Raw genomic sequence first — 23,964 nt, forward strand, 5'->3', positions numbered from 1 at the left:
AAGTCGCCCAGTCTGCGTACGCTTCATCGCGTGACTGAGCCGCACCGACTCAGCAGACAGGATGCGCGCCGCGTCGCCGTGCACGCCCAGCTGCTGGATGCCGCACGCCCGGTCGACCTGCTGGACACCGTGCGACGGCTCACGCTCGTGCAGTACGAGCCGACTGCCGCGGTCGCGCCGAGCGCGGACCTCGTGCTGTGGAGCCGACTGGGGCATCTGTACCGGCCGGACGACCTCTCGCGCGCGCTCGCATCCAGGGTGATCGTCGAGCTGCGCAGCATGATGCGGCCGGCGCACGACATCGCGCTGTACCGGGCCGAGATGCAGTCGTGGGGCGCCGACAGCGCACCCGGATGGGAGCGAGCACAAGCCGACTGGGTACAGGTGAATGACGCGCTGCGCCGCGACATCCTCGACCGTCTGCGGCGCAGCGGACCGATGACCTCCCGCGACCTGCCGGACGACGCCTGCGTGAAGCCGTGGCAGTCCAGCGGCTGGAACTCCGGCCGCAACGTGGCGATGATGCTCGAGTTCATGGAGCAGCGCGGAGAGGTAGCCGTGGCAGGCAGGCTCGGCCGCGAGCGGCAGTGGGATCTCGCCGAGCGCATCTACCCCGACGACCCCGTGGTGCCGCTCGAGGACGCGAAGCGCGAGCGACGCTCGCGGCGCCTGCGGTCGCTCGGCATCGCGCGTGCTCGCACCACGCAGACGCAGTTCGAACCGATGGATGTCGGCGACGCGGGCGAGCCGGCCGTCGTCGAGGGAGTGCGCGGCACGTGGCGAGTGGATGCCGCCGCCCTGCCGTTCGCGCGCGACTTCACCGGACGCACCGCGATCCTGTCTCCGTTCGACCGGCTGGTCTTCGATCGCAAGCGCTTGGCCGAGCTCTTCGAATTCGACTACCAACTGGGCATGTACAAGCCGGCGGCGCAGCGACGCTTCGGCTTCTACGCCCTGCCCGTGCTGCACGGCGACCGGCTGGTGGGCAAGGTGGATGCGACGAGCGATGCGCCGGCATCCGTGCTGCGGGTGCACCGCATCTACGAGGACGAGCCGTTCACACTGCAACTCACGGATGCCGTGCACAGCGAGCTCGAGAGTTTGGCCGAGATGCTGCGTCTGCAGGTGGTGTTCGAGTAGGGAGCGCCCGCCGCGCGGCAGGCCTGCAGTGAGTCGCGCAACGCGGCGGCCGGGATTGGAGTCGCCCCGGGCAGTGCCTCGCGCCGGTGGACCGCGGGGCTCGGAACGCGCTCCTGCCGCCCGGTAGACTCGGCGGCTGGAGGGCTGTCCGAGCGGCCGATGGAGCTGGTCTTGAAAACCAGTGGGCGGGAACGCCTCGTGGGTTCGAATCCCACGCCCTCCGCTGCTGTTCGGCGTTCGCTCCGATTGTGAGAGATGACGTCGCCCGTCCCTCTTCCCCCGCTGCCGAAAGGACTGCCGCGCGGTCGTCCGCGGCTGCCTGGCGCACCAGCCGATGCCTGTCTCTCCCTCTGCGCCCCCGTCGATCGAGTTCCGCCTCGCGAACGGACAGGTGCCGGTACGCGCCGTGCTTCGGCGCCCGCGGCTGCTGACCACCGAGGTGCTCGCGGGAATGGTGACGACGCTGGCGCTCATCCCCGAGGTCATCTCGTTCTCGATCATCTCCGGCGTGGGACCGGACGTCGCGCTCATCTCATCCGTGGTGCTGGCGGCGGCCATGTCGTTCCTCGGCGGGCGTCCGGCGATGGTCTCGGCCGCTGCCGGATCCGTCGCCCTGGTGCTGGCGCCGATGGCGCACGCGCACGGCGTCGGCTACGTGCTCCCGACGGTGCTGCTGACCGGGATCATCCAGATCGCGTTCGGCGCGGCGGGTCTGGCCAGGCTCGTGCGCTACATCCCGCGATCGGTCATGATCGGCTTCGTCAACGCGCTCGGCGTGCTGATCTTCCTCGCGCAAGTCAGCCACGTCGTGAACGTTCCCTGGCAGGTGTACCCGCTGTTCGCCGCGACCATCCTGATCGTGGTGCTTCTGCCGAGACTGACGAAGGCGGTGCCGGCACCGCTCGTGGCGATCGTCGTCGTGACGGCGGCCGCCGTCGTGTTCGGGATGCACGTGCCGACCGTCGGAGACGAGGGCTCCGTCAGTGGCGGGCTGCCCGGGCTCACGCCATGGACGGTGCCGTTCGACCTGACGACCCTGCAGATCATCGCTCCCACGGCCTTCGCCGCGGCCGTGGTCGGTCTGCTGGAGAGCCTGCTGACCGCGAAGCTCGTGGACGAGCTCACCGACAGCCGCTCCGCCAAGGGGCGTGAGTCATGGGGCTTGGGGGTGGCGAACATCCTGGCCGGCGTCTGGGGCGGCGTCGCCGGGTGCGCCATGATCGGCCAGACCGTCGTCAACGTCGAGATAGGCAGGGCGCGCACCCGCGTCTCCACGGTGGTGGCGGGCCTGTTCCTTCTGCTGCTCGTAGCCGTGCTCTCACCCGTGATGGCGGCGATCCCGATGGCGGCGCTCGCCGCGGTCATGATGGTTGTGGCGTTGCGCACGGTGGACTGGCACAGCGTGCGGCCCTCAACGCTTCGCAGGATGCCGATCCCTGAGACGTTGGTCATGCTCGTGACGGTCGCCGTGGTCGTGTGGACCGGCAACCTCGCCATCGGCGTGGGGGTCGGGATCCTCCTCGCGCTCGTGTTCTTCGCGCGCCGGATCGCGCACGTGACCCGGGTGACGCGAGAGCTTTCGGCGGACGGCTCCGTCGCCAGATACACGGTGCTCGGGCCGTTGTTCTTCGCCTCGAGCAACGACCTCGTCGACCAGTTCTCCTATGCCGAGGATCCGGCGAGCGTGGTCATCGACCTGAGCGGATCGCACGTATGGGATGCATCGAGCGTGGCCTCCCTCGACGCCATCGAGTCGAAGTACGCCGCGCACGGGGCCGCAGTGGAGCTGATCGGCCTCAACGAGCACAGCGCGATGTTCCACAGGCGGCTCAGCGGGTCCCTGAGCGGATGAGCGGTCAGTACCCGCGTCGCGGATCGTAGACGTTACGAAGCGGCCGGCCGTCGAGGTAGCGACGCAGGTTGTCGCAGAAGATCTCCACGATCCTCGCGTTCTGATCCCGAGCCATCGCGGCCGAGTGCGGGGAGAGGAGGACGTTCCCGAGCGACCACAACGGCGATCCCGCGGGCAGGGGCTCGTGCCAGGCGACGTCGAGCGCGGCACCGCCGAGGTGACCGGCTTGCAGCGCCTCGATCAGCGCCGGCTCGTCGATCACCTTGCCTCGCGCGACGTTCACGACGACGCAACCGGGTCGGAGAGCCGCGATGAGTTCCGCATCGATCAGGCCCTCGGTCGCTGGCGTGAGCGGGAGAGTGAGCACGAGCGCGTCCAACTCCGGTGCGACTTCCCCGAGCCGGTCGGTGGTGATCCTGTCCGGTCGAGGCGGTTCGTCAGGGTCCGGTGGCCGGCCCACCGCGACGGTCTCCACGCCCAGGAACTGCAGCTTCGCGATGGTGCGAGAGCCGATCGCGCCCGTGCCGACGACGGCGACCCTGCGCCCGTAGAGGGTCCGGCTCGTGTGCCGGGTCCAGTCGCGCTCGCCTTTCTTCTGGAGTAGACCAGGGATGTCTTTGACGAAGTACAAGAGCGCGGCGATCACGAATTCCGAGAGCGGCTCAGCATGCACGCCGGCAGCGCTGGTGACGGTGACCTTGCTCAGATCGAGCTCGTACTGCTGCAATGCCTGACCCAGGCCTGCGCTCGCCGCCTGGATCCATCGCAGGTTCGGCGAACTCCTCGCGAAGCTGCCCGGCTCTCTGCGGTCGAAGTCGAACGACACCTCGGCGCGGGCCAGCATGTCGTGCCACCTGGCATCCTGCTCGCGGGTGAGCGGTCGGAACACACCTAAGTGGTCGGACGCATGCTGCGGAACCGCGAGCAGCTCCGGGTCGAACATCACCTCGAGCCGGTCGTCCACGGCGCGGATGACGTCGACCAAGGCCGGATCGAGCGGGGAGGCGACGACGAGCGGCACAGGGCGGTCGCCCACCGGCATCGCGTCCGTCATGGTCGACGCCCCCGCTTCACCCCGCGTCTCATGTGTCTCGAGCTCAGCGCCGCTGCGCCTTCTTCTCGCGACGGATGCGGTGGAGGATCGGCTCCGTGTAGCCGTTGGGCTGCCGTGCGCCCTCCAGGATCAGCTCGCGGGCGGCCTGGAAGGCAAGGCCGGGGCCGTCCGGGGTGATGAGCTTCTCGTAGTTCGGGTCGCCCGAATTCTGCCGGTCCACGACGGCCGAGAGCCGCCGTAGCGAGTCGTCCACTTCCGACTCGGTGATGACGCCGTGCGCGAGCCAGTTGGCCAGCAGCTGACTCGAGATGCGCAAGGTGGCGCGGTCCTCCATCAACGCGACGCCATGGATGTCGGGCACCTTCGAGCAGCCGATGCCCTGATCGATCCAGCGCACGACGTATCCGAGGATGGACTGCACGTTGTTGTCGAGCTCCGCCAGGCGCACCTCGTCGGTCAGCGGCTCCGTCGCGAGCGGCGGCACCAGGATGTCGTCGATCGGCACGGGTTCGCCGCTCGCCTTCTCGCGCTGCACCGCGAACGCATCGACCCGGTGGTAGTGCAGGGCGTGCAGCGCGGCCGCGGTGGGAGACGGGACCCATGCGGTCGTGGCGCCGGACCGGACGTGCTCGATCTTCTGCTCGAGCATGTCGTGCATGAGGTCGGGCATGGCCCACATCCCCTTGCCGATCTGCGCCGTGCCCGCGAAGCCCGCGCGCAGCGCGACATCCACGTTGCGTGCCTCGTACGCGGCGAGGAACGGCTGGCCTTTCATCTCGGCCTTGGGCACGACGGGCCCGGCCAGTAGCGAGGTGTGGATCTCGTCGCCTGTGCGGTCCAGGAATCCCGTGTTGACGAAGACCACGCGGTCGGGCGCGGCCGCGATGGCGGCGTCGAGGTTGACCGTCGTTCGGCGTTCTTCGTCCATGATGCCGACCTTGATCGTGGCGGAGGGAAGACCGAGGAGCTCCTCGACCCGCCGGAAGATCGCGGCGGTGAACGCGACCTCGTCGGGTCCATGCATCTTGGGCTTCACGATGTAGACGGACCCGGTTGCAGAGTTCGATCCGCGCTCATCGCCCCGCAGGTCGGGCAGCGCTCCGAGCGTGGTCATGATCGCGTCGAGGATTCCCTCCGGCGCCTCGTGGCCGTCGATGAGCACGGCATCCGTGGTCATCAGGTGACCGACGTTGCGCACGAACAGCAGCGAGCGCCCACGAAGCGACAGCGTCCCTCCGTCCGGTGCGGAATAGACGCGTGCGGGGTTCATGGTGCGCAGGAAGGTGCGGCCGTTCTTGGTCACGGTGGCGGACAGCGTTCCTCGCATGAGTTCGCGCCAGTTGTGGTAGCCGAGTGCCTTGTCTTCGGCGTCGACGGCGGCCACCGAGTCTTCCAGGTCCATGATCGTCGTGATCGCCGCCTCGAGCACGACGTCTTGCACGCCGGCAGCATCTCGCGAGCCGATCGGGCCCTCGCGGTCGATCAGCACATCCATGTGAAGGTGATGGTGCACGAGCAGGATGCCGGCAGGAGCCAACGGGTCACCCGTGTAGCCGGCGAAGGCCTTCGGATTCTGCAACTCCGCGATCGTCCCCGATGCCAGCTCGGCCTGAAGCCGGCCGTCTGACACCCGGTAGGCGACCACGTCAGCGTGCGAGCCGGATGCCAGCGGTGCCACGTCATCGAGCAGAGCGCGACCGTACGCGATCACCGCGTCGCCGCGCGCCGGGTTGTACTCGGGACCACGTGCCAGATCCCCGGACTCGGAGATCGCGTCTGTTCCGTAAAGCGAGTCGTAGAGCGACACCCAGCGCGCGTTCGCGGCATTGACGGCGAAGCGGGCGTTCAGCAGGGGAACCACGAGTTGAGGGCCCGCCTGCGAGGTGATCTCGGGATCGACATCCGCCGTCGCGATGGTGGGCCGGCCTTGCGGTACGAGGTAGCCGATCTCTGCCAGGAAGTCGCGGTACTCGTGCTTGTCGGGAGTGCCGGGGTGCGCGCGGTGATAGTCGTCGATCGCGTTCTGGATGCGGTCCCGCTCGGCCAGCAGTTCCCGATTTCTGGGTTCGAGGTCTCGGAATATCGCGTCGACGCCGGCCCAGAAGGCTTCGGGCTCCAACCCCGTTCCCGGCAGCCCCTCACGCTCGACGAATTCGACCAAGGGCTGCGCAACCTGAAGTCCTGCCCGGCTCTGATACTCGGTCATCGTCTACGCCTCCGCCTTGTCAGTGCCCAGCTCCGCGAGCGTCGCCGCCGCGATCTCCGCATCCTGTTCCGGTGATCCGCCGGCGATCCCCAAGCCGCCCGTGTGCACGCCGTCGAACACGAGCGGGACGCCGCCCTTGATGCCGGTCAGCAGACCGCCGCTGCCGTGTTCCAGCAGTGTGATGTTCTCTTCGGGAATGGCTGCGCTGGGCTTGCGCGTCGACGACGCGGTGATCGCCTTGCGCCGGCTCGTTTCCACGCTGTGCGGGGGAGCCCCGTCCGCTCGGCCCACCGCGACCACCACCAGGCTCGGGTCCATAACCGTGACGACGGCCCTCACGCCGGCGGCTTCGGCATGTCGCAACCCGATCGCCACCGCCCGCGCAGCGGTCTCGTACGTCACGGTGGGGACTGAGTAGTAGGTGCTCATCGAGTGCTCCTGATGTCGGCGTGCCGCACGCCGGGTCGAAGGTGACAGAAGCGGCTGGCGCCGGCTTCGCCGGGCCGGGAAGCACGGCCCCAGCCGATTCGAGGTCGTCGCAACTGCCGTTCTCGCCACGGACCACGTGCCGAGGAACCGCGTCGAGGCGGTCCCGGCCGGTTCCGCCGCGAGCGCGTTACGACGATGGAGGCACAGTAGCACAAGACTGGAATAGTACTTCCAAGGTACGGAATCACAGGAGTGACGTGTCTCCAGGAATGACACATTCTTTTCCGTATCATGGGCATCGGAGGTCTTCCATGACGGACAGCGGCGGGGTTCAATCGGTCGAGCGTGCCTTCGAGCTGCTCGAGGCTCTGGGCGACCGAGGAGGCGAGGCGGGCATCAGCGAGCTCGCCGAAGCGTCCGGACTCGCACTGCCCACCATCCATCGGTTGATCCGCACGCTTCTCGCGCTCGGGTATGTGCGTCAGCTGCCCTCACGGAGGTACGCACTCGGGCCCGGACTGGTGAGGCTCGGCGAACGAGCGAGCGCACTCATGGCCACGTGGGCCCGTCCCGCGCTGGAGCACCTGGAACGGTCCGTTCGCGAGACGGCCAATCTCGCCATCCTCGACGGCGACATGGTGACGTATGTCGCTCAGGTGCCGTCACGCCACCAGATGCGGATGTTCACCGAGGTGGGCCGTCGCGTCTATCCGCATTCGACCGGGGTCGGCAAAGCCCTGCTGGCGCAGCTGCCGGACGACCAGGTCATCGACATCGTGAGGCGCACGGGGATGCCGCGCTACACGGCCACGACGATCGTGGACGAAGCGGCGCTGCTGACCGATCTGGCAGCGATCCGGGCTCGCGGGTATTCGATCGACGAGGGCGAGCAGGAGGTCGGCGTGCGGTGCTTCGCGATCGCGGTGCCCGGCCCTTCGTCCATGACCGCCGTCTCGGTGTCCGGTCCGAACACCCGGATCACGCTGGAGTCCGCTGAGTGGATCGTGCCGGCCTTGAACGAATCCGCGCAGGCGCTGCAGGAGGCGTTCGGCGGCGTCCGTGACGCGTAGCAGCTAGCTCCGCGGACGCTCGCCTCCCGCACCCGGAGTCCCCTCTCGTCGACCGCTCCCGAGGGATCGGGAATCCTGTCGAGCCCGTGCACCGCGATCCGCGGTTGCTCAACCGCCGGACGATCCGTTCAGAGGCCGATGTCCGGCGACCTCCGGTGACAGGCGTACCCCGACCTCCTCTGCCGTCGCGCCGGTCTCGGCTTCCACCGGATACCCATTGTTGTTGCGAAAGTGAAAAGTACTTTCCAAATGGTGGATAGCTCATGTATGGTCGGTTCCCATGGCTCGGGTGAGCCGACGTGGCGAGGAGGTCGGAAGGTCGATGGTGAGTCTCCGGAGAAGTCGGGCGAACTGGCGCCTAGCCGTCGATCTCCCGTATTCGGATCACGTGAGGACGGGGTCGTGAACGACGCGACCTCCCTCTCGGTCGCTGTCCGCATCCGAGGAGCGGGCGCGGACGAGTCGCCACTGCCCTGGGCCATCGAGCAACTGCGACGCGCTGTGCAGGAACGCGGAGGCGCTCTGGTCGCCGACGAGGCAAGGGCACGTGCCGTCGTCGAGCTCCAAGCGGTGCCGGCGGCCGACGTGGTGAACGAGGAGGCGTTCCAGCTTGCTCGCACCGCCGATGGCATCACGGTCCGGGGTGCCGCGCGTGGAGTCGCCTACGGCATCACGGAACTCGCCGACCGCATTCTGTTCGCGGTCGATCCGGCGCAGGAACTGCTCGACCTCCACGACGCGGAGTTCGCGCCCGCGACGCCTGTGCGCTCGGTCCTCAGGGCTTTCTCCAGCGATGCGCTCGACCTCGACTGGTACCGGGACCGTGAGTTCTGGACCGCCTATCTCGACCATCTCGCCGCGCATCGGATCAACCGCGTGCAGTTGGCACTGGGGATGACGTACAACTACTCGCACGACCCCGGCGTGTACGACAACTACTTCGGGTTCGCCTACCCGTTCCTGGTCGACCTTCCGGGGTGGGACGTGCGCGCCGTGGGCGTCGACGCCCAGGAACGCGCCCGCAACCTGGAGGCACTGCGGTTCGCGAGCGATGCCGCGGCGGAGCGGGGCATGGAGTTCTTCCTCGGTCTGTGGAACCACGCCGTGCAACCCGAGCTCGAAGCGAACGAGAACCTCAAGTACCCGATCCGCGGCCTGGCCGATTCCGACACAGCGGACTACGCCGCGCAGGCGTTGTCGGTGATCCTCCGCGAGTGCCCGAACATCGCCGGCGTCACATTCCGGGTGCACTACGAGGGCGGTGTGCACGAGGCCCTCCGCACCGGCTTCTGGACGACCGTGTTCGCCGGCATGGCATCCTGCGGCCGACCCGTCAAGCTCGACATGCACGCCAAGGGCGTCGACGCTCCCTTGCTGCAGGCGGCACGTTCCACTCTCGATCAGGTCAGCCTCTCGCCCAAGTACTGGGCCGAGCACCAGGGTCTGCCCTATCACCAGGCGCGTGTGAGGGATCTCGAGCGGGCTCGTCCTGCCGACACCGATGACCTCGCAGGCGTGACGAGGAACACCCGACGGTTCACGCGATACGGCTACGGCGACTTTCTTGCCAGTGCTCGCGACACCGATGTGATCTTCCGGTTGTGGCCGGGTACTCAGCGCTTCTTGCTCTGGGCCGATCCGGAACTCTTCGCGGGTTACGGGCGGGAGAGCACGATCGGCGGCGCGCTGGGCGTCGAGCTGTGCGAGCCGTTGACCTTCCGCGGGCGCAAGAACTCCGGCCACGGGCCCCGTGACCTGTATGTCGACGAGCAGCTCCATCAGTCCTCGCGCGACGACTGGCGCAAGTACGCCTACACCTATCGGATCTGGGGCCGGTTGCTCTACAACCCGGGCGCCGATCCCGAGGAGTGGCGTCGCTATCTGCGCGGCACTGTCGGCGAAGCGGTCGAACGAGCCCTCTCCGCTTCCAGTCGCATCCTGCCCCTCACGACCGTGGCGCTCGGCCTCAGCGCGTCGTGCAACTACTACTGGCCGGAGGTTCCCACCAACCTCCCGCTGCTGGCGAAACCGGACAACTCCTACGCGTTCGACATGCCTGAGCCGTTCGATTGGGCGGCAGCGAGCCCGTTCGATCCAGAGCTCTTCGAGACCACCAGGCAATTCGTCGAGGGTCTCCTCGAAGGAGCCCCCTCGGGGCGCATCACGCCGCGGGTGGTGGCAGACACCATCGATGGACTGGCCGATGAAGCGCTCGAAGCGGCGGCCTCGATCGATCCACTCGGCGATGATGCCCCGCAACGCAGGCGAGTGGCCCTCGACGTGCACATCGTGGCGCACCTCGGACGGATGTTCGCGCGTCGGCTGCGGGCGGGAGTGCATTTCGAGCTCTTCCAGCGCGGCGCCGGCGGCTCCCATCTCGAAGCGGCGATCGAGCAGCTCCAGGCCGCGCGCGACGCTCTGAGCGTCATCGTCGACGAGGCCGACGGCATCTACTTCCGCGATCTCGGTTTCGGCGACAGGCCTACCGAGCGCGGGCACTGGCGAGACCGACTAATGCAGCTCGATGAGGAACTGATCGAGTTGCAGGCCATTCGGGCAGCGCGGATCGAGGGCCCCGCACCGGACCCTGCGGTTGTCGATCTGCCGCCCGTGCGGATCTCGCTCTCGGAGTCTCGGCTGGATCCGTCGGGTGATTTCCGGCTGCAAGCCTGCGGGCTCCCCGACGACGGTGCGGTCACCTTCCACGTACGCCCGCTCAACCAGGGCGCACAGTGGGCGACCACCACGGCGACCAGCTCAGAAGGCAGGGTCGGCGTCGTCATCCCCGCCGAGGCCTTCTCGGCATATCCGTTGCAGTGGTACGTCACTGTGCGACTGCCCGGGTCGCCGCCGGTGAACCTGCCTGGTCTAGGAGACAACCTCTGCGGCAGGCCGTATCGGGTCGTGTCCACTGCGTGACGCCCTTCGCGTCAACATCACCCCCCAAGAGAAATGGAATGAAGATGTTCCACAAGAAAGGCGCCATCCGCACTCTGGCCGGCATTGCCGTCAGTGCGGTGATCGCTCTCACTTTCGCAGGCTGCGCCAGCAGCCCATCCTCGAAGAGCACGTCGTCCGACCCGGTCAAGAGCTCGAGCTCGCTCAGCGGCGATCTCACCGTGTCGTACCTGTCGGGGAACCCGTTCACGGATGACACGCTCAAGAAGTTCGGAGCGATGAATCCCGGCCTGAAGATCCGGGATGTGCAATCGACGTCGAACACCTATCAGGCACAGATCCGCGCACAGCTCGACTCCGGTCAGGGCCCCGACGTCATCTTCATCTGGACCGGTTCCGGCAATGCGATGGCGGCTCAGATCCTCGGTGGCGCAGGCAAGCTCGTGAACCTGAGCAACCAGCCGTGGGCCAAGAGCATGGATCCCGCCGCGAAGACACTGGTCAGCCTGAACGGCAAGGTCTATGGCCTCACCACCGTCCAGAACCCCTACGGCTTCTTCTACAACAAGGACAAGATGAAGGAGCTCGGCATCACACCGCCGACCACCTTCTCGGGCCTCATCAACACCTGCAAGGCAGTGCGCAAGAAGGGCCTGGTGCTGATCGCCCTGGGCGCTCAGACCGGATACCTCGCGTACGGCATCCCTGCGCAACTGGCCAACTCGATCGCCTACACCAAAGACCCGAACTACCTCACCAAGCTCGGCAAGGGCGAGGAGACCTGGACCGATTCGAAGGTGTGGAACCAGTCGCTTTCGAAAGCGCTCGATGAGTACCAGACGATGATCAAGGCCGGCTGCTTCCAGGACAACGTCACCGGCTACTCCGAAGATGCGGTGAAGCAGATGGTCGCGAGCGGGAAGGCTGTCGGAACCTACCTGATCAGTGCCGGGCTGCCCGCCCTCAGGGCGCTGGCTCCCGACATGAAGATCGACTTCGCCACGCTGCCGGCGACCGAGAAGGCCAGCGATCTCGTGCTGACGGCGAACCCCGGCAGCGCGTGGGGTGTCTCGGCTTCGTCGAAGAACAAGGCGGCGGCTGAGGCCCTCGTGAACTACATGGGGACGCCCCAGCGCCAGGCGCTGGACGCGCAGGCCAACTTCGGGTTCCCGTACACCGTGAACAAAGACGTGAAGGTCCCCGCCGAACTCACGGGCGCCGGAAAGCTCTACAAGGAGGGCAAGGTGCTGCTGTTCCCGACGGCGCTCTGGCCGAACCCCGAGGTCAAGCAGACGATCATCGCGGAGTGCCAGAACCTGTTGAACGGAAACGAGACGGTCGACGGTGTGCTGAAGGCAGTGCAGAAGTCCTTCGGCGGCAAGTGATCCGACCATGGTCGGGATGGCCCCGCTCGCGCTGCTGAGCGGGGCCATCCCTTCAAGAGAAGGAGCCCTCCCATGACCACTCTCACGCAGGCGCCGCCCACTCCGCCGGCGCAGCGCACCGCCACCCGCCCCGTTCGGGCGAAGGGGTTCGGAACGCCGCCGTGGTTCGCCGTCCCCGCCTTCGCGTTCTTCACCGCCATCGTTGCGATACCGACGGTCCTCGGCGTCTACTACGCCTTCACGAACTGGGACGGTATCAGCGCGGCCCCGGTCTTCGTCGGCCTCGACAACTTCATCCAACTGTTCAAGACCCCCGAGACCATTCAGGCGCTCGGCAACACGCTGCTCATGGCGTTGGTGATCACGGTCGCCCAGAACGCCATCGGCCTTGCTCTGGCGGCAGGCGTGAACAGCCGCATCAAGTCGAGGAACGTGCTGCGGACGTTCCTGTTCGCTCCCGTGGTGATGACGCCGATCATCGTCGGCTACCTGTGGCAGTTCCTCTTCATTCCGAACGGCCCGATCGCGCGGCTGGCCGAGGTCGTCGGCATCCACAATCTCAACGTGCTCGGTGATCCGGCGACCGCGATCTGGGGCGTCATGGTCGTCGTGATCTGGCAGCACGCCGGCTACTCGATGGTGATCTTCCTGGCCGGCATGCAGGGCATCCCCGAGGAGATCAACGAGGCAGCCGCCCTCGACGGCGCCGGGGTGTGGAAGAGATTCGTGCACGTCACGTGGCCCCTGTTGCGCACGCCGCTCGTGATCAACATCACCCTGTCGCTGATCATGTCGTTCAAGCTGTTCGACCAGGTGATGGCGACGACCCAGGGCGGGCCAGGCTACTCGACGCAGACCCTGTCGACCCTGCTGTACTTCGAGGCCTTCCAGTTCAACCACTTCAGCTCGGGCATCGCGCTCGGCGTCATCGTGTTCGTTCTCACGGCCGTCATCTCTTTCGCGCAGATGCGCCTCTTCCGCGATCGGAACGCAGCATGAATCGCTACACCTGGAGAACGTTCCTCCTCGAGATCGTGATGGTCCTCGTCACGGCCGCCTTCGCCTTCCCGCTGTGGATGCTGATCTCGGTCGGCTTCCGTACGGCCCCCGAGGTCGCGCAGAACCCGATGGGCGTGCCCACCTCGTTCAACCTCGACAATTTCACCGGGGCCTGGACCGAGGGCCAGCTGGGCTCGGCGTTCATCGTGAGCATCGCCATCACGGTGACCTCCGTCGCGCTTCTCGTCATCTGCGGAGCCGCAGGCAGCTACTACTTCGCACGTTCGCGCGGAGCGGCAGGCATGAGGTGGTACGCGATCATCGCCGCGGGCATGATGGTGCCGTTCCAGATCGGGCTGCTGCCGCTGTACCGGATCATGTCGAGCATCGGGCTCACGGGGAATCCGCTGGCGATCATCCTGATCAGCGCTGGCGTCCACCTGCCGCTCACGATCATCCTCTACACCGGGTTCATCAGGCAGATCCCGGCCGAGTACGAGGAAGCGGCCCGGGTGGACGGGGCGAGCTCGTTCCAGATCTTCTGGCGCGTGCTCATCCCCTTGCTCCTGCCGGTGACCGGCACCGTCGTGATCCTCGACGGCATCGGCGTGTGGAACGAGTTCTTCACGCCGCTGCTCTACCTGGGTGGAACGGATCTGGTGACCATTCCGGTGCGCATCTACGGCTTCGTCGGAGAGTACGGCGCGGACTGGGGCAAGGTGTTCGCCGGCCTCGTGATGGCGAGCCTCCCTGTTCTGCTGCTGTTCTTCGTGTTCCAGCGCTACATGATCAAGAGCTTCGGCAGCGGATTGAAGGGCTGAGATGACGGAGCTGAGCGTGACAGGGCTGGGCGGGACGGAGCTGGCGATGACGGACGAGAACCGCGAATCGGAGGAGCACACACGATGACCAGGATCGATCGGATCGAGACGTTCCTCCGCGACCAGGTTCTGCTCGTGCGGGTGACCACCGACGACGGCCTGCAGGGATGGGGACAGACGGCTCCCTACGAGGCCGCACTGACCGAACAGGTGCTGCACACGATGGTGGCGCCGCTGTTCCTGGGGCGGGAGCCGTGGGATGTCGAGGCGCTGGTGAACCGCACGCTGCGTACGCACTACAAGTTCCTCGGCGGATTCCTGCACCGCGCCATCGGCGGCGTGGACACGGCTCTGTGGGATGCCCTCGGCAAGGCCTCCGGCCAGCCGGTGTACAGGCTCCTCGGTGGCGCGGCCCGAACGAGCGTTCCGATGTACCTGTCGAGCATGATCCGCACGACCACGCCCGAGGAGGAGGCGGCGCGGATCGCGGAACAGATCGCCGACAAGGGGTTCCGGGCCGTGAAGACTCGGGTCGGCCTCGAGATGGGGGCGGATGTCGACAAGTGGCCAGGACGAACAGAAGCGATCATCCCCGTCATGCGAGACGTGCTCGGCGACGACATCGAGCTCAGCGCCGATGCGAACGGCGGGTTCTCCATCGGCCGCGCCGTGCGCGTGGGACGGATGCTGGAGGACTACGGATACTTCCACTTCGAGGAGCCGCTGCCGTACACCGACATCGAGGGCACGGCGCATGTCACCGCCACGCTCGACATCCCGGTCTCGGGCGGTGAGCAGGATTACTCGCTTTCGCAGTTCCGGCGGATGCTCGCGATGCGGGCCGTCGACATCGTCCAGCCCGACGTGGGATACATCGGAGGTGTGTCTCGCGCTCGCAAGGTCGCGATCATGGCGGAGGCGGCCGGCATACCGTGCACGCCGCATTGCGCGAACCACTCGTTACTGCAGGTGTTCAGCCTGCACCTGGCGGTGGCAATGCCGTCGTGCAGCCAGTTCCAGGAGTGGAGTGCGGAGAAGCCGTCGTGGACGCAGGGGATCTACGCATCTCTGCTGGAGGTCGTGGATGGCGAGGTGGCGCTTCCGACGGAACCGGGCTGGGGGATCGAGATCGATCCCGAGTTCCTTCGTTCCGCGACGGTCATGACGAGTGCGTGAGCGCGAGGTTCGCGAGGTCGACCTGACGGAGTGAAGCACACAGGGTGCGGCGCTTAGAGGAGCCTTAGGGTAGGCGGTCGACTCTCGAGTGGAGCAATCTCTACGAGAGCGTCCACCGTTTCCGAGAGCCAGGAGGGCCGATGATCGCGCGCGTGTCCCTTCCGCTCCCTGTGGCATCCGGCTGGCGTGCGCTCCTCGCCGATGGCACGAGAAAGCGGTATGACCGTTCACCGTGCGAGCGGGGCACCTCCGTCAGGTGAGCATCCGCGCCAAGGTCATCGCCGCCGTCATCCTGACCGGATCGGTGGTGCTCGCGCTCGCCGGGTGTGCGCCCGGCCCCAGCGGATCCGGACCCGGGACGACCGGTGCCGGCGTCCCTTCGGCCAGCGCGTCTGCGCCGGCGGACGTGGGTCAGGCGCGGACGCCGCGCCTTCAGCACGTCGTCGTGATCATGGACGAGAACAAGCCGTCGACATCCGTGATCGGCAATCCTGACGCGCCCTATCTCAACGCCTTGGCGCAGGCCGGTGCCCGGGCGAGCCACTACTCCGCGATCACGCATCCGAGTCTTCCCAACTACCTCGCTCTCACCGCCGGATCGACGGCCGGCATCACCGCGGACTGCGCGCCGGGGCCGGGCTGCCTGGCCACCGGACACAATCTCGCCGAGGAGCTCGACCGCGGCGGACTGACCTGGAAGATGTACGCCGAGAGCATGCCGGCGCCGTGCACGGCGTCCGATGCCGGGCTGTACGTCGTGCGGCACAACCCCTTCCTCTACTTTCCGAGCGTGACGCGCGACTCTTCCTACTGCAGAGCCCACGACGTGCCGTTCGATCGGCTGAAATCCGACCTGTCGACATCCGGCGCCCTGCCCGACTTCTCGTTCGTCAGCCCGAACCTGTGCGACGACATGCACAACTGCTCGGTGGCCACCGGGGATGCCTGGCTCGCCACCAACGTGCCCAAGATCCTCGACTCACCGGCGTTCGCCGCGCAGCGCTCCCTTCTGGTCGTGACCTTCGACGAAGGGGACTCCGACAGCAATCTGGTCGCCTGTGTGTTCGCCGGCCCGGCGGCACGGCCGCACGCCGTCGTGAGCACGTCGTTCACGCACTACTCGCTTCTGAGGACCGTCGAGGATGCCTTAGGGCTGGCCCCGCTGACGGCGAACGATGCCAGGGCCGAGCCCATGACACAGCTCCTGGACCAGCCGCCGGGTTAGCCGTAGGCCGCACGGCGTCGACCTCGGCTCGTCGTCCGCCGTGCCCGATGGGTGCAAGCGCTCCTCCGCCTAGCGGCCGTCCGGACGTGTGCCGGCCTGTCCGACCGTGCATCGGCCGGTCCGAAGTGCGACCCGCGTGGTCTAGTTGCTAACGCGCATGACCTCACGTCTATTCAATTCTCGCGCGCACGCTCACTTCGGCAGGATCACGCTGCCGCTCATCTCACCGACCATCCTCTTGACGGTCATCATCACGATCGTCGGATCGCTGCAGGTCTTCGCGCAGATCGCGGTGCTCACCAAGGGTGGACCTGGCATCTCGACGACCGTGCTCGTCTACTACCTGTTCCAGCAGGCGTTCCAGTTCCACAACTTCGGCTACGGATCGACGCTGGCGATCCTGCTGTTCGTGATCGTGCTGATCGGGGCTGTTCACGCTGCCTGAGGCGCTGACGCACTACGTCGACCCGTACAGCGGACCGATGTGGAACGTGCAGCTGGCCGCGGCGACGATGACGGCGGTGCCCGTTCTGGTCGTGTTCATCATCGCCCAGCGACAGTTCGTGGAGGGGCTGGCGCAGACCGGCGTGAAGGGATGACGGAGTTCGGTCCGGCGGCGTCTCAGCCCACGAGGCGGCCGAGGTTCTCGAGCTCGTTGGCACGGCCGGCAAGCAGGCGCTCGGTCCAGATCTCGTCGTGCATCTCCTCGACCTGCATGACGATCCGGGTGCCGTCAGCCGTCGGCTCGAGGTCGACGACGGTGAGTTGCTCGTACGGCTCGTGATCGGGTACGAAGTCGATCACCGATAGATAGGCGATTCGTGTCGGCTCGCGCAGTTCCGTGAAGACCTTGCGAGATTCTGTGCTGAGAGGCAGACCGTTCTGTTCGAGGAACGCCACCTGCTCCGGCGCCTCGGCGGTCATCGTGTAGATCAGCTCACCACCTGGGCGTAGATCGAGGCGGTTCACATCGGTGCGGAACCCGTCGGGGGCCCACCATTGTGAGACGCCGTCCGGCGTGGTCCAGAGGTTCCAGACCTGGTTCGGGGCGGCGGACACGGTACGTTCGATGGTCTTCATGATGTCTCCTGACGAGCTTGTTCCTGGATCAACGGGTCTTGCCGGCGAAGTCATGATGGTCACGTTATATTCGTCTAGACGAATGTGTCAAGGATTGCGAGGAGGAGCGGCGTGGACGTGCAGCAGCTGCTTGCGGTGATCGGAGAGCCGACCCGGTTCCGCATCATCGTCCTGCTCGCGGCCGGGCCGCGCACGGTCGGCGAATTGGCAGTTGAGCTGGGAACGCTTCAGCCGCAGACGACGAAGCACGTGCAGGCGCTGGAGGCAGCGGGAGTCGTCCGGGTGCAACGGCTGGGGCGTCGCCGGCTGGCGAGGCTCGACCGTGACACGCTGCGTCGGCTCGGAGCATGGTTCGACGGGCTTGCCACGGAAACGGAGGATGACGCGGTGCTGCGCGACTACGCTGCGAGCGTCGCCGATGCCGAAGCTCGCACGGCAGGAGGAGATCCTCTGGCGGCCCAGATCGAGCTCGACCGGCGGATCCCCGCACCGCCCGACGCGGTGTGGCGGGCGTGGACCGATTCGCAGCTTGCCGCGCAATGGTGGGCACCGCGTCATTTCGACGTGGTCCGATGCTCGATCGACCCGAACCCGGCAGGTCACGTCGAACTCGTGATCCGGGAAGGCGACGGGACCGAGTATGTTTCGGCGGGCTCGGTCAGTGCAGTCGATCCGGGGAGGAGGCTGTCGTTCGAGCTCTCGCCCTTGGACCATCAGGGCCGAACCGCAGTGCGGGTCGAGTTGGACGCTCGCATCGAAGGCGAGGCCGACTCCTTCGTTCGCCTGACCATCCGTGCGAGCGGAGGGGTTGCAGGCGCGGCCCCGATGATTGCAGGACTCAGGGCCGGCTGGTCGCAACAGCTCGACAAACTGGAAGAGCTCATGTCAGGTAACCGCGGATGACAGGCGGGCTCGACAACGGACCTGGCTCGCGCATCGATTCCGGACTCCTCACCTGGCGCGCTCGAGTCCATACAGCCACGAACCTGAAGCAGCGGCACGGCGCCCCACCCCAGGCGAGATGACGGACGAGCGTCGCACCTGTACGTTTGGTTCCATGTGGTCTTGCTATGGTCCGGTAGTCGCATGAAGCCCGTCGGCGAGGACCCGATCGTGCTGGTCGACCATCTCGGCTACAACGCTCACGCGCCCAAGGCCGCCATCGTCGCTGCCGTCTCGGGGACTTCGGTGCGGTCGGCAGTCCTGCGGATGGGCGACCGTGCGCTGCCCCTGGAGGTGTGCGAACCGGAGCGCGTAGACGGATGGGGACCCGTCTTGTACTCGAGGATCGACCTGTCGCAGGTGGATGAGCCCGGCGTGCACGAGTTGCAGGTGCGGGTCGGGGACGGGACGGTGACGGCACCCGTCGTGATCGCTCCCGATCGGCTGCCCCGCGTCGCCGTCGCCGACATCACCGCGGCGTTCCGGTCCGCCCGCTCGTCGGGCGAGATCGATCGCAAGGATGCCCACGCCCGCTTCTACGGCGACGACAGCGGAGCCGAGGTGGACGCTCGCGGCGGCTGGCTCGACGCCTCCGGCGACTACAGCAAGTTCCTCAGCCACCTCACGTACACGCGGATGATGAGTCCGCAGCAGATCCCGCTCTGCGCGTGGGCCATGTTCGCTGCGCGGGACGAGCTCGCGCGGCGGCATCCGGGATTCGTGACGTCGCAACACGCGCGCCTGCGTGACGAGGGCCTTTTCGGAGCCGACTTCCTCATGCGGTTCCGGTCGCCCGACGGCTACTTCTACACGGCGATCTTCGACGCGCTCACCAAAGACCTGAACGAGCGCGTGATCACGGCTCCGCTGCAGGACAGCGTTCGCACGCAGCGGTGGCAGGCGGCGTTCCGGCACGGCGGCGGACTCGCCATCGCGGCTCTCGCGCGAGCATCCACTCAGGACGACCACGGCGAGCACGCTTCGCACGAGTATCTGGATGCGGCGCAGCAGGCCTTCGACCACCTCGAAGAGCACAACACGGAATACCTGTTCGACGGCGCGGAGTCGATCATCGACGACTACTGCGCGCTTCTCGCCGCATCGGAGCTTGTGGCCGCCGGTGGAGGCGAGCGGTTCCTCGACGCGGCGCGCGGGCGGGTCGAGCGGCTGCGCGGCCGATGGGTGCAGGGATCCGATGGCATCGGCCACCTGGTCGGCGACCGGCTCGGGCGTCCCTACTTCCATGCGGCCGAGTCGGGGCTGCCTACCATCGCGCTGGTGCGATTCGCCACGGTCGCACCCGACGATCCGCTTGCGCCGGTCGCGCGGGCGCTCGCCGTTGCGATCATGGCCGCCGTCGCCGAGCGAACCGATGCCGTGCCGAATCCGTTCGGATACCCGATCCAGCTTGTGCAGGACGAGCACTCCGACGCCCCGCGGAACGCATTCTTCTTTCCGCACGACAACGAGACGGGCTACTGGTGGCAGGGCGAGAACGCCAATCTCGGTTCGGTCGCGGTCGCCGCGAGTCTGGTCTCAGAGCTGCCGGAGTGCGGCGCCGAGCTCGGCGAACGCCTTTCGGTGCTGGCCGCCGATTGCCTCGCGTGGGTTGGTGGTCTGAACCCGTTCGACTCGTGCATGCTGCAGGGCAGAGGACGCGGCAACGTCGAGTACCTCGGCGCCTATCAGAACAGCCCCGGCGCCATCGTGAACGGCGTCACGTCGCATCCGTCTGACGAGAACGACATCGCGTTCCTGCCCGAGGAGGCCGGCGACGGCGAGGAGTGGCGCTGGGCCGAGCAGTGGATACCGCACAGCGCGTGGTTCCTGCTCGCAGTGTGCACTGCACGCTAGGCGGTCCCGTCCTGGCAGCCGGCCGGATGCCGTTCAGGCGCTGGGCTCTGGCGTCTTCACCTCGAGCAGCGGGGCCGGGTCGTCCTCGCTGAAGTCCATCACGGGCGGCCGGCGGCGGAAGCCCTTGGTCAGGACGAGCAGGATGACGAGCCCGATCGCCACCCAGACGATGCCGGTGATCAGCGCCGTGCCCGACAGGCTCGTCCACAGCCATGCGGTCATGGCGAATCCGAGGCCCGGAGCGACCGCGTACTTGAGCACGGCGGCGGTGCCGCGCTCTTTGCGGTCGATGATGAAGTGCTTGATCACCGAGAGGTTGACGAAGCTGAACGCCACAAGGGCGCCGAAGTTGATGATCGACGCGACGAAGTCCAGACCCAGGAAGACGGCGCCCAGCAGCCCGACGATCCCGACGATGATGATGCCGAGCCACGGCGTCTTGAACCTTGCGTGGACGGCTGCGAAGACGCGGCGAGGCAGCTGTCCATCCCTGCCCATCGCGTACAGGATGCGCGAGACGCTCGCCTGCGACGTGATGACGGAAGCGAAGCTGCCCGCGATGTAGGCAGCGGTGAAGAACGCGTAGAGCGCCGCTCCGCCGATCCGCGTCATGACCTCGAGAGACGCCGTGTCGGCATCCTTGAAGTGCGCGTAGTCGGGGAAGACGATGCCGGCGACGTAGGAGATTACGATGAAGATGAGGCCGCCGATGAGCGTGCAGAGCACGATGGCCCTGGGAATGGAGCGCCGCGCGTTCTTCGCCTCCTCGGACAGTGTCGAGATGGCATCGAATCCGAGGAAGGCGAGCGCGAGATAGGCGGATCCCGCCATCAGATTGCCGACCGTGGAGTTGGATCCGATGAACGGATCGAGCAGGTTCGGCGGGGAGGACTGCCCGCTCGCGTAAGCGATGCCGGTGATCACGAACACGGCGATGAACACCAGCTGTACGCCGACCAGGGCGAGATTCGCACTCGAGACGAGTGTGATGCCGATGACGTTGAGCAACGTCACGAGCACGACCGACACGACGATGAACACCCACGCGGGCACGGCGGGGAAAGCCTGGTTCAGGTAGAGCCCGATGATGAGGTAGTTCAGCAGCGGCAGCACGAGGTAGTCGAGCAGCAGAGCCCATCCGGTGAGGAAGCCGAGGTGCGGGCCGAAAGCCTTCTGCGTGTACGTGTAGGCCGAGCCGGCAGCAGGATAGGCGCGCACCATGTTGGCGTAGCTGTACGCGGTGAAGAGCATCGCCACGGTCGTGATGAAGTACGCGCCGGCGAGATGCCCTCCGGTGACCTGGGTGACGAGACCGTAGGTGGTGAAGACGGCGAGCGGCAGCATGTATGCGAGCCCGAACAGGAGGAGCGAGGGCGTGCCGAGCGAGCGCTTCAGCCGCGCAGGCGCAGTGGGCGAGGACGAAGCGGACACGACAATCTCCTTCGATCGCGGTGACACTCGGGTATGAATGCGGTCGGATGCCGCGACGCGGGCAGCCCTGGAAACCGCTTACCGCAGAATGTACACCTTTGGTCTTGAATGGTTAAGTACCAATTTCAGACCTGCCCGAAGTCGCCCTACGGCAGGATGACGCCCTTCACGAAAGACGTTTCGCGCGCGTCCATCAGCTCGTACGCCGCATCCACCTGATCGAGCGCGAAGCTGTGCGTGATCAACGGAGCGTAACTGAAGCGACGCCGCGCGACCAGGCCGAGCGCGTCATCCATCGCGCGCATCACGCGACCGCGATCGGGGCAGAAGCCGTTCACGACCGTCGCTCCCTTGTACCAGAGCTCCATGTCGAACCTGGCTGTTCCGGCGTGGTGGTAGCCGACGACGCAGAGCGTTCCGAACGGCGCCACGAGCGGTGACGCCGTCTCCAGTCCCGGCGTGACGCCTGTCGCCTCGATGACGAGGTCGACCCGGCTGTCGCCTTCGTTGCCGAGGTAGCCGGCCACCTCCTCGGGATGCAGCGCGACGGAGCAGCCGAGACCGAGCGCCCGTTGCCGCGCCGCAGGACTGGGATCGACGCCGATGACCTCACGAGGGGCTCGTGCGAGAGCGAGTTGAACGAGACCGAGACCCATGAACCCAAGGCCCACCACCGCCACCCGAGCTCCCGGAGCGGGTGCGCACCTCGCGATGGCCTCTTCGAGTGTGGCGATGGGCTCGGCGATCGCATGCTCAGGGCGGATGCCGTGTGGCACGGGGAGGAGAACGCGCTCCTCGGTGACCACGTGGGTCGCGAAACCCGGGCCGCCCAGCCCCGTCACGAGGTCGCCCTCGCGCCAGCGGGAGTCGGCGGACCCGGCGGCGACCACCTTGCCGACGACCTCGTGCCCGAGTTCGGTCGGCCGGCCGTCGCCCGGTCCCTTGCGCCAGACGTCGAGATCCGAGGTGCACACGCCGCAGGCGACCACCTCGAGCAGAACCTGTCCCGGTTCGGGCCGCGGCGTCGGGACCTCCTCGACCCTGGACGTGCGCGGAGCGATGAGCCGGCTGATCTTCATTCTCGTCCTCTCTGGCAGCGGGATGCTCGCCAGTGTACCGAGTGGTCGATAGTGGTCATGTGTGGAATATCGGCCGGAAAACCGATACGAGAGCACAGAGGGTGGGGTTGAACGCTTCTCGGCGGGTGGAAAGGTGGACGAATCGGGCAGATCGCCCTTGCTCGCGGAACCTATTCGTCTTACGCTGGCTCAAAGTGGTATAGCTTTGGGATAGGTACTTCGAGGGAGAAACGGATGCGGACGAGACGCACGGCGGCGATCATCGCCGCGGGCAGTCAAGCCCGAGTGCATGCCGCCGCCTACTCTCGTCTCGCCGACCTCGTGGCCGTCGCCGATCCTGTGGAATCGGCACGCGAGGGGCTCGCCGCGGACTTCGGCATCCCGCGCACGTACGGTGACTTCGAAGCGATGCTCGAGACCGAGCATCCGCAGATCGTCTCGGTCTGCACGCCTCCTGCGTTGCACAAGCCGGCCGTGCTCGCAGCCCTCGCCGCGGGAACGAAGGCGGTGCACTGCGAGAAGCCGGTCGCGCTGTCCTACGGCGACGTGCTGGACGTCGTCGAGGCGGCGGAACGCGCTGGCGCGCAGCTCACCTTCAATCTGCAGCGCCGATTCGATCCCGTGCAGCGCTACGCCAGGCAGGCCATCCGCTCCGGTGCGATCGGCGACGTGCTCTCCTTCGAGGCGCACTGTCCCAATCTCCTCGACTGGGGCAGCCACATCGTCGATCTGCTGCTGTTCCATCGCGACGACCAGGCGCCGATCGACGTGCTCGGCCAGGTGGACGTGAGCGTCAACCGCTACGTGTACGGCGCCATGATGGAGACGGCGTCGCTCACCTCCGTCACCTGGCCCGACGGCGTGCACGCGACGGTGACGACGGGCCGCGACTCGAGGTCGCCCGCGCTGCATCCCGCCGTGCCGCTCGGGGTCATCGTCGAGGGAACGCGCGGACGCATCACCGTCACCGGCGACGGCTGCCAGGTGCAGCGCTTCGGCGGGTCGGCGGAACGCTACGAGGCGCCGACGAACCGAGACAGCAGCACCTGGGACCACGGCATCGATCCGGCCATCTTCGATGCGACGTCGGATGCCGTCGCCGACGCGCTCGACGCGCTCGAGACCGGGCGCGAACCGGTCTGCTCGGCACGGCACGCAGCCGCGGGGGCGGAGCTCATCTTCGCCACGTACCAGAGCAGCGCAGCTCGAGCACGCGTGATTCTTCCGCTCGATCGCGCGGCGACGACCATCCCCGAGGGCGTCGCCCTCGGCTACTGGAGTCCGATCGGAGAGACCATCTCCACGTATTGACCCGTCCGTCCA

The 23,964-nt window shown here is 67.0% G+C and carries 19 protein-coding genes, 1 tRNA gene and 1 pseudogene; 15 read left to right on the forward strand and 6 right to left on the reverse strand.

The annotated features are described in order from the left end of the window. Nucleotides 1-30: 30 nt before the first annotated feature. The 3 genes from VHB92_RS03435 (at nt 31) to VHB92_RS03445 (ending at nt 2,992) form a co-directional block, all read left to right on the forward strand. A complete protein-coding gene (locus tag VHB92_RS03435) occupies nt 31-1,140 on the forward strand; it encodes a DNA glycosylase AlkZ-like family protein (protein WP_325451407.1) in 1,110 nt (369 codons plus the stop codon). Between the two features lie 138 nt (nt 1,141-1,278). Further along, nucleotides 1,279-1,363, forward strand: a tRNA-Ser gene (locus VHB92_RS03440). Nucleotides 1,364-1,474: 111 nt separating this feature from the next. Further along, complete coding sequence (locus VHB92_RS03445) at nt 1,475-2,992, forward strand: SulP family inorganic anion transporter (RefSeq protein WP_325451409.1); 1,518 nt, start codon at nt 1,475-1,477, stop codon at nt 2,990-2,992. Nucleotides 2,993-2,996: 4 nt separating this feature from the next. On the opposite strand, the gene VHB92_RS03450 is transcribed toward VHB92_RS03445, so the two are convergent. Genes VHB92_RS03450 through VHB92_RS03460 form a run of 3 tightly spaced genes read right to left on the reverse strand, consistent with a single transcriptional unit; the run spans nt 2,997 to nt 6,681 of the window. Beyond that, a complete protein-coding gene (locus VHB92_RS03450) occupies nt 2,997-4,046 on the reverse strand; it encodes a D-2-hydroxyacid dehydrogenase (protein WP_325451411.1) in 1,050 nt (349 codons plus the stop codon). Between the two features lie 43 nt (nt 4,047-4,089). Beyond that, complete coding sequence (locus tag VHB92_RS03455) at nt 4,090-6,252, reverse strand: malate synthase G (protein ID WP_325451413.1); 2,163 nt, start codon at nt 6,250-6,252, stop codon at nt 4,090-4,092. Nucleotides 6,253-6,255: 3 nt separating this feature from the next. Beyond that, nucleotides 6,256-6,681 carry a heme-binding protein gene (locus VHB92_RS03460; RefSeq protein ID WP_325451415.1) on the reverse strand — a complete coding sequence of 142 codons (426 nt, stop codon included), beginning with the start codon at nt 6,679-6,681 and terminating at the stop codon, nt 6,256-6,258. Between the two features lie 311 nt (nt 6,682-6,992). On the opposite strand from VHB92_RS03460, the gene VHB92_RS03465 reads away from it, so the two are divergent. The 8 genes from VHB92_RS03465 (at nt 6,993) to VHB92_RS03500 (ending at nt 16,700) form a co-directional block, all read left to right on the forward strand. Next, nucleotides 6,993-7,751, forward strand: a complete 759-nt coding sequence (locus tag VHB92_RS03465; RefSeq protein WP_325451417.1) for an IclR family transcriptional regulator — start codon at nt 6,993-6,995, stop codon at nt 7,749-7,751. Between the two features lie 402 nt (nt 7,752-8,153). Further along, nucleotides 8,154-10,670, forward strand: a complete 2,517-nt coding sequence (locus tag VHB92_RS03470) for a hypothetical protein (RefSeq protein ID WP_325451419.1) — start codon at nt 8,154-8,156, stop codon at nt 10,668-10,670. Nucleotides 10,671-10,714: 44 nt separating this feature from the next. Next, nucleotides 10,715-12,034 (forward strand): ABC transporter substrate-binding protein, encoded by a 1,320-nt coding sequence (locus tag VHB92_RS03475; RefSeq protein ID WP_325451421.1) that lies wholly within the window; start codon nt 10,715-10,717, stop codon nt 12,032-12,034. A 72-nt stretch (nt 12,035-12,106) separates the two neighbouring features. Continuing rightward, on the forward strand, nt 12,107-13,033 hold the full coding sequence (locus VHB92_RS03480; RefSeq protein ID WP_325451423.1) for a sugar ABC transporter permease: 927 nt from the start codon (nt 12,107-12,109) through the stop codon (nt 13,031-13,033). Next, the gene (locus tag VHB92_RS03485; RefSeq protein ID WP_325451425.1) at nt 13,030-13,854 is read left to right on the forward strand and encodes a carbohydrate ABC transporter permease; all 825 of its coding nucleotides are present in this window, start codon (nt 13,030-13,032) and stop codon (nt 13,852-13,854) included. The genes VHB92_RS03480 and VHB92_RS03485 overlap by 4 nt, the downstream gene beginning before the upstream one ends. Nucleotides 13,855-13,938: 84 nt before the next feature. Continuing rightward, a complete protein-coding gene (locus VHB92_RS03490) occupies nt 13,939-15,030 on the forward strand; it encodes a mandelate racemase/muconate lactonizing enzyme family protein (protein ID WP_325451427.1) in 1,092 nt (363 codons plus the stop codon). 256 nt (nt 15,031-15,286) lie between these two features. Further along, nucleotides 15,287-16,255 (forward strand): alkaline phosphatase family protein, encoded by a 969-nt coding sequence (locus tag VHB92_RS03495; protein ID WP_325451429.1) that lies wholly within the window; start codon nt 15,287-15,289, stop codon nt 16,253-16,255. 157 nt (nt 16,256-16,412) lie between these two features. Then, nucleotides 16,413-16,700 (forward strand): hypothetical protein, encoded by a 288-nt coding sequence (locus tag VHB92_RS03500; protein WP_325451431.1) that lies wholly within the window; start codon nt 16,413-16,415, stop codon nt 16,698-16,700. Between the two features lie 176 nt (nt 16,701-16,876). Here the strand turns inward: VHB92_RS03500 and VHB92_RS03505 are convergent, their stop codons facing one another. Beyond that, nucleotides 16,877-17,335: an SRPBCC family protein gene (locus VHB92_RS03505; protein WP_325451433.1), complete on the reverse strand. Its 459-nt coding sequence runs from the start codon at nt 17,333-17,335 to the stop codon at nt 16,877-16,879. A gap of 135 nt (nt 17,336-17,470) precedes the next feature. On the opposite strand from VHB92_RS03505, the pseudogene VHB92_RS03510 reads away from it, so the two are divergent. The 3 genes and pseudogenes from VHB92_RS03510 to VHB92_RS03520 form a co-directional block, all read left to right on the forward strand. Further along, a pseudogene (locus VHB92_RS03510) lies at nt 17,471-17,614 on the forward strand (ArsR/SmtB family transcription factor); the annotation flags it as partial. 108 nt (nt 17,615-17,722) lie between these two features. Continuing rightward, nucleotides 17,723-18,238 carry an SRPBCC domain-containing protein gene (locus VHB92_RS03515; RefSeq protein ID WP_325451516.1) on the forward strand — a complete coding sequence of 172 codons (516 nt, stop codon included), beginning with the start codon at nt 17,723-17,725 and terminating at the stop codon, nt 18,236-18,238. Nucleotides 18,239-18,421: 183 nt separating this feature from the next. After that, nucleotides 18,422-20,131 (forward strand): glycoside hydrolase family 9 protein, encoded by a 1,710-nt coding sequence (locus VHB92_RS03520; RefSeq protein WP_325451435.1) that lies wholly within the window; start codon nt 18,422-18,424, stop codon nt 20,129-20,131. Nucleotides 20,132-20,164: 33 nt separating this feature from the next. Here VHB92_RS03520 and VHB92_RS03525 read toward each other — a convergent pair whose 3' ends face one another. Both VHB92_RS03525 and VHB92_RS03530 read right to left on the reverse strand, forming a co-directional pair. Next, the gene (locus VHB92_RS03525) at nt 20,165-21,562 is read right to left on the reverse strand and encodes an APC family permease (RefSeq protein ID WP_325451437.1); all 1,398 of its coding nucleotides are present in this window, start codon (nt 21,560-21,562) and stop codon (nt 20,165-20,167) included. A 146-nt stretch (nt 21,563-21,708) separates the two neighbouring features. After that, nucleotides 21,709-22,641: a zinc-dependent alcohol dehydrogenase gene (locus VHB92_RS03530; protein WP_325451439.1), complete on the reverse strand. Its 933-nt coding sequence runs from the start codon at nt 22,639-22,641 to the stop codon at nt 21,709-21,711. A 234-nt stretch (nt 22,642-22,875) separates the two neighbouring features. Here VHB92_RS03530 and VHB92_RS03535 point away from each other — a divergent pair, with 234 nt between their 5' ends. Continuing rightward, nucleotides 22,876-23,952 (forward strand): Gfo/Idh/MocA family oxidoreductase, encoded by a 1,077-nt coding sequence (locus tag VHB92_RS03535; protein WP_325451441.1) that lies wholly within the window; start codon nt 22,876-22,878, stop codon nt 23,950-23,952. Nucleotides 23,953-23,964: the final 12 nt, after the last annotated feature.

Origin of the sequence: Humibacter sp. (genome assembly GCF_035547335.1) — a bacterium.
GTDB lineage: Bacteria > Actinomycetota > Actinomycetes > Actinomycetales > Microbacteriaceae > Humibacter.

Bases quoted from the DNA above. Each gene is read 5' to 3' on its own strand.
- VHB92_RS03450 (WP_325451411.1), bottom strand. From the start codon at position 4,046: ATGACGGACGCGATGCCGGTGGGCGACCGCCCTGTGCCGCTCGTCGTC.
- VHB92_RS03505 (WP_325451433.1), bottom strand. From the start codon at position 17,335: ATGAAGACCATCGAACGTACCGTGTCCGCCGCCCCGAACCAGGTCTGG.
- VHB92_RS03500 (WP_325451431.1), top strand. From the start codon at position 16,413: ATGACCTCACGTCTATTCAATTCTCGCGCGCACGCTCACTTCGGCAGG.
- VHB92_RS03475 (WP_325451421.1), top strand. From the start codon at position 10,715: ATGTTCCACAAGAAAGGCGCCATCCGCACTCTGGCCGGCATTGCCGTC.
- VHB92_RS03535 (WP_325451441.1), top strand. From the start codon at position 22,876: ATGCGGACGAGACGCACGGCGGCGATCATCGCCGCGGGCAGTCAAGCC.
- VHB92_RS03455 (WP_325451413.1), bottom strand. From the start codon at position 6,252: ATGACCGAGTATCAGAGCCGGGCAGGACTTCAGGTTGCGCAGCCCTTG.
- VHB92_RS03480 (WP_325451423.1), top strand. From the start codon at position 12,107: ATGACCACTCTCACGCAGGCGCCGCCCACTCCGCCGGCGCAGCGCACC.
- VHB92_RS03460 (WP_325451415.1), bottom strand. From the start codon at position 6,681: ATGAGCACCTACTACTCAGTCCCCACCGTGACGTACGAGACCGCTGCG.
- VHB92_RS03485 (WP_325451425.1), top strand. From the start codon at position 13,030: ATGAATCGCTACACCTGGAGAACGTTCCTCCTCGAGATCGTGATGGTC.
- VHB92_RS03465 (WP_325451417.1), top strand. From the start codon at position 6,993: ATGACGGACAGCGGCGGGGTTCAATCGGTCGAGCGTGCCTTCGAGCTG.
- VHB92_RS03490 (WP_325451427.1), top strand. From the start codon at position 13,939: ATGACCAGGATCGATCGGATCGAGACGTTCCTCCGCGACCAGGTTCTG.
- VHB92_RS03520 (WP_325451435.1), top strand. From the start codon at position 18,422: ATGAAGCCCGTCGGCGAGGACCCGATCGTGCTGGTCGACCATCTCGGC.
- VHB92_RS03445 (WP_325451409.1), top strand. From the start codon at position 1,475: ATGCCTGTCTCTCCCTCTGCGCCCCCGTCGATCGAGTTCCGCCTCGCG.
- VHB92_RS03530 (WP_325451439.1), bottom strand. From the start codon at position 22,641: ATGAAGATCAGCCGGCTCATCGCTCCGCGCACGTCCAGGGTCGAGGAG.